8 protein-coding genes are annotated in these 8,576 nt (G+C 46.9%); 6 read left to right on the forward strand and 2 right to left on the reverse strand.

The features are described 5' to 3' along the window. Nucleotides 1-175: 175 nt before the first annotated feature. Together AB4558_RS15095 and AB4558_RS15100 are read right to left on the reverse strand one after the other, a co-directional pair. Nucleotides 176-958 (reverse strand): FCD domain-containing protein, encoded by a 783-nt coding sequence (locus AB4558_RS15095; protein WP_017068144.1) that lies wholly within the window; start codon nucleotides 956-958, stop codon nucleotides 176-178. Nucleotides 959-1,065: 107 nt separating this feature from the next. Continuing rightward, nucleotides 1,066-2,049, reverse strand: coding sequence for a TRAP transporter substrate-binding protein (locus tag AB4558_RS15100; protein ID WP_029235323.1), 984 nt, complete (start codon nucleotides 2,047-2,049; stop codon nucleotides 1,066-1,068). Nucleotides 2,050-2,348: 299 nt separating this feature from the next. On the opposite strand from AB4558_RS15100, the gene AB4558_RS15105 reads away from it, so the two are divergent. The 6 genes from AB4558_RS15105 to eda all read left to right on the forward strand — a co-directional run. Next, nucleotides 2,349-2,861, forward strand: a complete 513-nt coding sequence (locus AB4558_RS15105) for a TRAP transporter small permease (RefSeq protein ID WP_017068142.1) — start codon at nucleotides 2,349-2,351, stop codon at nucleotides 2,859-2,861. Between the two features lie 15 nt (nucleotides 2,862-2,876). Beyond that, nucleotides 2,877-4,184, forward strand: coding sequence for a TRAP transporter large permease (locus tag AB4558_RS15110; protein ID WP_017068141.1), 1,308 nt, complete (start codon nucleotides 2,877-2,879; stop codon nucleotides 4,182-4,184). 96 nt (nucleotides 4,185-4,280) lie between these two features. Continuing rightward, a complete protein-coding gene (locus tag AB4558_RS15115; RefSeq protein WP_017068140.1) occupies nucleotides 4,281-5,744 on the forward strand; it encodes a fructuronate reductase in 1,464 nt (487 codons plus the stop codon). Nucleotides 5,745-5,756: 12 nt separating this feature from the next. Then, nucleotides 5,757-7,169, forward strand: coding sequence for a glucuronate isomerase (gene uxaC, locus AB4558_RS15120; protein ID WP_372074136.1), 1,413 nt, complete (start codon nucleotides 5,757-5,759; stop codon nucleotides 7,167-7,169). A 3-nt stretch (nucleotides 7,170-7,172) separates the two neighbouring features. Then, nucleotides 7,173-8,165 carry a sugar kinase gene (locus AB4558_RS15125; protein WP_137001244.1) on the forward strand — a complete coding sequence of 331 codons (993 nt, stop codon included), beginning with the start codon at nucleotides 7,173-7,175 and terminating at the stop codon, nucleotides 8,163-8,165. Nucleotides 8,166-8,174: 9 nt separating this feature from the next. Further along, a partial coding sequence (gene eda / locus AB4558_RS15130; protein ID WP_372158902.1) for a bifunctional 4-hydroxy-2-oxoglutarate aldolase/2-dehydro-3-deoxy-phosphogluconate aldolase occupies nucleotides 8,175-8,576 on the forward strand: 402 nt, incomplete at its 3' end.

Genomic DNA, 8,576 nt, shown 5'->3' on the forward strand with positions numbered 1-8,576 from the left:
GGCTCGAATTAATCAAGCTAAATGCAATAACGACTTCTTAATGGCAGCAATGACAATTACTGCCCGAGATAGCACCGGTCTACGCCGGTCTAAAGACGATTACCTATCTACAACCTATTGAATGAATCAGCTTTCAAGAGGAGCCTTGTCGCTGAATTCAACATTAGCTTCAGAACTAGCTTTCTGAGCTAAGCAGCACCACTGGGTTGGAGCTAAATAAGTAACCATCAAAGTTTGGGTCATCAATGTCTGACAGCGCTAACAAACGCTGTTTAACATTCTCAAGGTGTTGCCACATTGCGTTCTTAGCAGCGACAGGGTCTTTGCGCTGTAAGGCGGCGAGGATACGAGCGTGATCATCTAACCATTCTTCACGGTAATCTTGACCACTGATGTGAGAGTGGAGTTTATTCCACATTGGACTCTTTTCGCGTCGATCCCAGGATTGTTTCAACATATCTACCAGCACAGAGTTTTGAGTTGCCTCTGCAATACACATGTGAAATCTTTCATCTCCGCTGCAATCGGTAGTGCCGCTTGCAAGCTCTTCGCGCTCGAGTTCGAGTGCAGAGCGCATCTTAATGATGTCGCCCGGAGTGACCTGAGTTGCCGCAAACTCCGCGATATTACTTTCCAGTAATTGGCGGGCCTGCAGCATCTCGAATGGACCAGCGTCATCGCTGACCACATTCTCGCGAGAATGAGTAGGAATGTTCAGGACATAAACACCTGACCCTTTTTTTACCTCAACTAAGTTTTCAAGCTCTAGCATGATGATCGCTTCACGCACTACAGTGCGGCTTACATCTAGACGATCAGCAATATCGCGTTCTGGAGGTAACCTATCTCCGACCTTATACAGGCCTTCAATCAGTTCTTTTCTTAGTACTAACCCTATCTCCTGATAAGGTCTTTTCGGCTCGAAAGGCATCATGATGATATTGTCACTTCTTTCCATTGTATTTCTCTCGCCATCATAATGACCAAATATAATTGGTCAACCTCTATATCTTAAAATGCAGTAACACCTTGTTTTTGTATTACTCTTTTTTCTATATTTGCTCGTTATTCAACAGCCTGAATACGGTCAATCAATGCGCTCAATTCTGGGTCCGCTTTATCTAGCGCGTCGTACATAGGTTGAACCGCTAGTGCGAACGCAGCCTTGTCTGGTTCCACAAAAGTAACGCCCATTTTCTCGGCTTTAGCACGCTCTTTTGCTTCCGATTCAGCCCACAATTTTTTCATCAATTCAGATGAATCACTTGCCGCCTTCATTAGCGCATCTTGTTGTTCTGCAGTCAGTTTATCGTATGCTTTGGTTGAGATAACCAACACATCCGGAACCATCGTGTGCTCATCTAAGCTGAAGTATTTAGACACTTCACTGTGACGGCTCAAGCTGAAAGAAGGAATGTTATTTTCAGCCGCATCTACGACACCTTGCTGCAGTGCTGTGTACAACTCACCGTAAGCTAGTGGCGTTGGGTTACCGCCTAACGCTTTCACCATCGCAATTGCTGATGGGCTTGGTTGAACACGAACTTTCAAACCTTTCAGATCTTCTGGTGTGTTAATTGGCTTATTGGTATAGAAGCTACGCGCACCAGCGTCGTAGTAAGTCACACCAATAAAGCCGCTATCACGAGAAGAGTTAAGAATGTCACGGCCTACTTCACCATCAGTCACACTGTAGTAGTGCGCTTGATCGCGGAATAAGTAAGGCATGTTGAATGATGAATAAGCAGGAGAAAAAGCTTCTAGCTCAGCAGCATTACTTTTCACCATATCTAAAGCGCCGTTCTGCATCAGCTCCATAGATTCACGCTGTGTACCCAATTGAGCATCAGGGTAAATACGAATACGCACCTCACCATCAGTCAATTCACGTACTTCTTTCGCCATAAACGTCATCGCTTCATGTACTGCATGGTCACGAGGGTGGTTATGGCTCAGTTTCAATGTTGTCGCTGCATAAGCAGAAGCTGTTGCTCCAAAAGTCAAAGCAGCACCGACAACCGCACTAATCAAAGTTTTACGCGTCATCATCATTCTTATTCTCCGTGGATTGGTTATCCAAAATGTAGGGTGTTTTTTGTTATGGGCTCATATTGGGGCTCAAAAAAGGAACCGTCAAAGCTGAAATTAAAATTGATTGACCAAAGTCACAATAAAAACCCATAAATTGGTCAACCAAAATCATTTGTGAAGTTGCTCACGCCAACCAAAAAATGAATAGCTTATGATTCAGCCAGATTTTTGAACATCCCATCCCTACATAGAAACAATTTCTTACATTGGTAAACCAATTGTTATGAGATACGCAATTTTGTTGAAAGGAAATAAACATGAATAAATTGGTCAGTTACATAAATAGAGGGTTGGCCGCCTTTACAGTGTCTCTATCGTCTTTCTTGGTGCTATGCGTGATATGGCAGGTTCTATCCCGCTATGTTATTGGCAAACCAAGTACTGTTACCGACGAGCTCGCTCGTTACCTCTTTATGTGGGTAGCCCTGATTGGTGCTGCTTACACAACAGGTCTGAAACGCCACCTTGCCATCGACCTACTTACGATGAAGCTGACTGGCAAACGTAAATTAATCAACGAAATCATTATCCAAATAGCCATCGCTTCTTTCTCTTATATCGTTCTGGTACACGGTGGCAGCCAACTTGCAGCTAAAACACTTGCGATGGGACAACTGACTCCCGCTCTAGGTTTAGAAATGGGCTACATCTACTTCTGCTTACCGGTTAGTGGCGCTTTGATGATTTTTTACTCAGTCGTATTTACCTACGAACGCGTTAAACAATTAATGTCAGGTGACGATTTGATCACCGACTCACAACTTGATTGATAGAAGGATTTCACAATGGAATGGCAAGTAATACTGACATTATTCGGTAGTTTCGCTGTACTGCTTACAATCGGTGTACCGGTCTCTTTTGCGATTGGTTTATCGTCACTAGCAACCATCTTAATGAGCTTACCGCTTGAGCCTGCAATTGCTGTAGTTGCTCAACGTATGGCGGCAGGCCTTGATAACTTTGCACTATTAGCAATTCCGTTCTTCATTTTGGCGGGCAACATCATGAACCAAGGCGGCATCGCGCTGCGTTTGATCAACTTCGCGAAAGTGTTGGGTGGTCGTCTACCAGGTTCACTCGCCCACGTAAACGTGATGGCAAACATGATGTTTGGGTCTATCTCAGGCTCAGCGGTTGCATCGGCTGCTGCAGTTGGTGGCACTATGTCTCCTCTGCAAAAGAAAGATGGATATGACGAAAACTACTCGGCTGCGGTAAATATTACGTCATGTCCTGCGGGCTTGCTTATCCCACCCAGCAACACGCTGATCGTGTTCTCATTAGTTTCTGGTGGTACCTCTATTGCAGCATTGTTCTTAGCAGGCTACATCCCAGGCCTATTGATGGGCCTGAGCATCATGATGGTGGCAGGTATTATCGCGAAACGTCGTGGCTACCCAGTCGCAGCTCGTCCTTCCACATCAATGGTATGGAATACCTTCCTAAAAGCAGCACCTTCTTTAGCACTGATCGGCATCATCATGGGCGGCATCATTGGCGGTATCTTTACTGCGACTGAGGCTTCCGCAATTGCTGTGGTATACACGTTTGTTTTAGCTGTGCTTGTCTACCGCGAAGTGAAATGGGGTGATATTCCAAAGATCATCCTTGAGTCTGCAGTAACAACATCTATCGTTCTATTACTGGTTGGCGCATCAATGGGCATGTCTTGGGCAATGGCGAACGCCGATGTACCTTACATGATTGCCGATGCTCTACTCGCGGTTTCTGAAGACCCACTAATGATCCTACTGATTATCAACGTGATTCTGTTAATTGTTGGCATCTTTATGGATATGACCCCTGCGGTTCTTATCTTCACACCAATCTTCTTACCAATCGCGCTAGACCTAGGCATCGACCCTGTGCACTTCGGCATCATGATGACCTTCAACCTTGCTATCGGTATCTGTACACCGCCAGTAGGTAGTGCTCTGTTCATCGGTTGTTCGGTTGCCAACATTGCCATCGACAAAGTCATCAAGCCTTTATTGCCATTCTATGCTGCACTGATTGCAGCCCTAATGGCCGTTACTTTTATCCCTGAGCTGAGCTTGTTCCTACCTGAATTGGTACTGGGCTACGGTTCGTAATTTGGTCACAGATAGATTCTAAGACTGCTAAACACTCAAACGCTTTATCAAATAATAAAATCCCGCTGGTTCGCTGGCGGGAAAAGGAACTGAATAATGAAGACTGTTGCTAACTCTACGCTGCCAAACACTGTACTACGACCTGACTACGACCGTTCAGCACTCCAAAGCCGTATCGTGCACCTAGGCTTCGGTGCATTTCACCGAGCGCATCAAGCGTTGTTCACCAATGAAATGCTCAGCAAGACCAGCACTGATTGGGGTATTTGCGAAATTAACCTATTCGGAGGCGAAGACTTAATTGAATCACTTCGCACGCAAGATCACCTTTACACGGTTGCTGAAAAAGGCGCTGAATCCACAGACGTTAAAGTGATCGGCTCAGTGGCCGAATCTCTTCACCCAAGCCTAGACGGCATTGAAACCGTATTAGAAAAAATGGCCGAACCTCAAGTGGCTATCGTTTCTATGACCATCACAGAGAAAGGCTACTGCGCAGACCCAGCGACAGGAAAACTCGACAAAAATAACCCATTAGTCATCGCTGACCTAGCTAACCCAAGCGAACCTAAATCAGCATTAGGTTACATTGTGCAAGCGCTCAAAATTCGACGTGAACGTGGCTTAACACCATTCACGGTCATGTCTTGCGATAACGTGCAAGAGAACGGTCATGTAGCAAAAGCAGCGATCATTGAGTTTGCTCAACTGCTTGACCCAGAATTACGTGATTGGATTGAAACCAATGTCACCTTCCCATGCACCATGGTTGACCGTATCGTACCCGCAGCAACAGAAGAAACACTGACAGAAATTGCAGAACTGCTTGGTTGTGAAGACCCATGTGGCATCGCCTGTGAACCCTTCCGCCAATGGGTGATTGAAGATAACTTTGTGGCAGGTCGTCCAGATTGGAATGTCGCTGGCGCAGAGTTCGTAGAAGATGTAGTGCCTTACGAAGAGATGAAACTGCGCATGCTCAATGGCAGTCACTCTTTCCTTGCTTACCTTGGATACCTTGGTGGCTACGACCATATTTCCGACACTATGACGGATGCTGGCTACCGAAAAGCCGCTTTTGACATGATGATGAAATCACAGGCACCTTCGTTAACGATGCCTGAAGGGACTGATTTAGAAGGTTACGCAACCTTGCTGATCAACCGCTTCACTAACCCAAGCTTGAAGCACAAGACGTGGCAGATTGCGATGGATGGCAGCCAGAAGATCCCTCAACGTATGGGTGGCAGCTTACGATTCCATTTAGATCAAGGCTCAGATTTCTCGTGGCTTGCAACCGCCATCGCTGGCTGGATGCGCTATGTATCTGGCGTTGATGAGCAAGGCAATGAGATTGATGTCCGCGATCCAATGGCAGACACACTTCGCCAGATCTGCGACCAGCATGGACTCAATGTTTCTGTGGTTCCAGCATTACTTGCGGTTGAAGCGATTTTCCCTGCCGAGCTAGGCCAAGACCCGCAGGTCATTGATGCGGTAAGTTCAGCGTACCAATCATTAATTGAACACGGTGCCGTTGCGACCGTGGCTGCGTTATAAGGAGTACAAACAATGAAGAATTTCTTATGTGAAGACTTTTTACTGTCGAATGAGACTGCACGTCGTTTGTACCATGAACACGCAAGCCACCAGCCGATTTATGACTATCACTGCCATCTAAACCCGGCAGAAGTGGCTCAAGATCGTCAGTTCGAAAACATGTCTAAGATTTGGCTTGAAGGTGACCACTACAAATGGCGTGGTATGCGTTCAGCAGGGATTGATGAGCGTCTGATTACTGGAGGCGCAAGCGATTATGATAAGTTCATGGCCTGGGCTAGAACCGTCCCTCAAACCTTGGGCAACCCACTTTACCATTGGACTCATTTAGAACTACGCCGCCCATTTGGTATTACTGGCACTCTCTTTGGTCCAGAAACCGCAGACCAAATTTGGCACGAAGGCAACGAGCTATTAGCGACACCAGAATTTAGTGCTCGCGGCATCATGAAGCAGATGAATGTGGTGATGGCTGGTACGACAGACGATCCAATTGATTCTCTTGAACACCATAAGGCGATCGCTCAAGACAATTCATTTGATGTACAAGTGTTACCAAGCTGGCGCCCAGATAAAACCTTCAAAATCGAACTCGACACCTTTGTCGATTACCTGCGCCAACTTGGTCAAGTAGCCGATATCGAGATCCGTCGATTTGATGATCTGTTGAGTGCGCTAGACAAGCGTTTAGTCCACTTTAATGCCCATGGCTGTCGTGCGGCTGACCACGGTATTGAAGTGGTTCGCTACGCACCTATTCCATCAGAATCGGATTTGGATGCCCTGTTAACTCGACGCCTCAATGGCGAAACGCTCACCGATCTAGAATGTGCGCAGTTTTCAACAGCGGTTCAGGTGTGGTTAGGCAAGCGCTACGCCGCAATGGGTTGGGTAATGCAGCTTCACATTGGTGCTCAGCGCAATAACAACACGCGCATGTTCCAACTGTTAGGCGCAGATGCAGGGTTTGATTCGATCAGCGATAAGACGTTTGCCTTCGAATTGGCTCACCTGTTAGACGAAATGGATCAAAGCAACGAGTTACCTCGCACCATTCTTTACTGCTTAAACCCTCGCGATAACGAGATGATGGCAACCATGATTGGTAACTTCCAAGGTGGCGGCATCGCGGGCAAAGTTCAGTTTGGTTCTGGTTGGTGGTTCAACGATCAGAAAGACGGCATGCAACGCCAAATGGAACAGTTATCTCAACTTGGTCTGCTTAGCCAGTTTGTCGGCATGCTGACTGACTCTCGCAGCTTCTTGTCGTACACACGCCACGAATACTTCCGCCGAATTCTGTGTGACATGCTTGGTCGTTGGGCTGAAAACGGCGAGGTACCAAACGACATGTCACTGCTTGGCCCTATGGTCGAAGACATCTGCTTTGGTAACGCAAAACGCTACTTCGAAGAGAGGGCGTAACCGATGAAACATATCGCCATTATTGGTGAGTGCATGATCGAGCTGAACGGCAAACCGTTCGGCTCAATGCATCAAACGTTTGGCGGGGACACACTCAATGCTGCGGTCTATCTAAGCCGCGGCTGCGAGGCCAACCTCAATCAAGATGAAATAAAAGTGTCCTACGTCACGGCTTTGGGCGCAGACCCGATTAGCAAGGGAATGTTAGAACGCTGGCAACAAGAGGGGGTGTCGACGGACCTTGTTCTACAAGACAGCCAACGTACTCCGGGTCTATACCTAATTCAGCTTGATGACGCAGGTGAACGTACCTTTCTGTACTGGAGAAACCAGTCGGCTGCACGCTACCTGCTACAGCACCCAGATTTCAATCAGATAAAGCAGGCACTGCGCAATGTCGATATGGTCTTTCTCAGCGGCATCACATTAGCGATTCTGCCTGAACAAGATCGTATCGAGCTATTGAACATCTTGGTTGCGTTGAAGGCACAAGGTGTTGAGATTGCCTTCGACAGTAACTTCCGCCCTGCACTTTGGCCACAAGACGAAAACCAAACCGTCAAAAACAGCTACCAGGCCATGTATACATTGACGGATTTAGCGTTGGTCACATTCGATGATGAACAATTAATTTGGGGCGATAGCTCTCCAGAACAAACTATCGAACGTCTAACGACGCTGGGTGTTAAGCGATGCATCGTCAAACTGGGTGCAGATGGCTGTCTCATTCAAGATGCCACCATTCAAAGTAACATACACCCAGATTCTGGTGCCGCTTCGGCTCCACTAGCGGTGCCAACCCTGCCTGTTGATCATGTCGTTGATACGACCTCGGCAGGAGACTCATTCAATGGCGGATTTTTATCGGCTTACCTTGCGGGCGAAGACTTAACAAAGTCATGCCAGCGCGGCAATACCATGGCAGGCGTCGTTATCCAACATCGTGGTGCCATTATTGCAAAAGAACTCACTCAAGCGGCCATCACAGCCATTTAAGGAATACCAATGTCTAACATCAAACAACAACTGAAAACACTGAAAGTTATCCCTGTGATCGCTATCGACAACGCTGAAGACATCATCCCTCTGGGTAAAGTGTTAGCTGAAAATGGTTTACCTGCAGCAGAAATTACATTCCGTTCGGAAGCTGCAGTTGAAGCTATTCGTCTACTTCGTGAATCACAACCAGATATGTTGATCGGCGCAGGCACTGTGCTCAATCGTGAGCAAGCTATTGCGGCTAAAGAAGCAGGCGCAACGTTCGTCGTCTCTCCTGGATTTAATCCAAACACGGTAAGAGCCTGCCAAGAGATTGGTATTGATATCATTCCTGGGGTCAACAACCCGAGTACAGTAGAAGCCGCTCTAGAAATGGGCTTAACCACATTGAAGTTCTTCCCTGCTGAA

Origin of the sequence: Vibrio sp. 10N.222.51.C5, assembly GCF_041474575.1 — a bacterium.
GTDB lineage: Bacteria > Pseudomonadota > Gammaproteobacteria > Enterobacterales > Vibrionaceae > Vibrio > Vibrio crassostreae_C.

Coding starts and splice junctions, on each gene's coding strand:
- AB4558_RS15105 (WP_017068142.1), top strand. CDS start 2,349: ATGAATAAATTGGTCAGTTACATAAATAGAGGGTTGGCCGCCTTTACA.
- AB4558_RS15100 (WP_029235323.1), bottom strand. CDS start 2,049: ATGATGACGCGTAAAACTTTGATTAGTGCGGTTGTCGGTGCTGCTTTG.
- AB4558_RS15125 (WP_137001244.1), top strand. CDS start 7,173: ATGAAACATATCGCCATTATTGGTGAGTGCATGATCGAGCTGAACGGC.
- AB4558_RS15115 (WP_017068140.1), top strand. CDS start 4,281: ATGAAGACTGTTGCTAACTCTACGCTGCCAAACACTGTACTACGACCT.
- AB4558_RS15095 (WP_017068144.1), bottom strand. CDS start 958: ATGGAAAGAAGTGACAATATCATCATGATGCCTTTCGAGCCGAAAAGA.
- AB4558_RS15110 (WP_017068141.1), top strand. CDS start 2,877: ATGGAATGGCAAGTAATACTGACATTATTCGGTAGTTTCGCTGTACTG.
- uxaC (WP_372074136.1), top strand. CDS start 5,757: ATGAAGAATTTCTTATGTGAAGACTTTTTACTGTCGAATGAGACTGCA.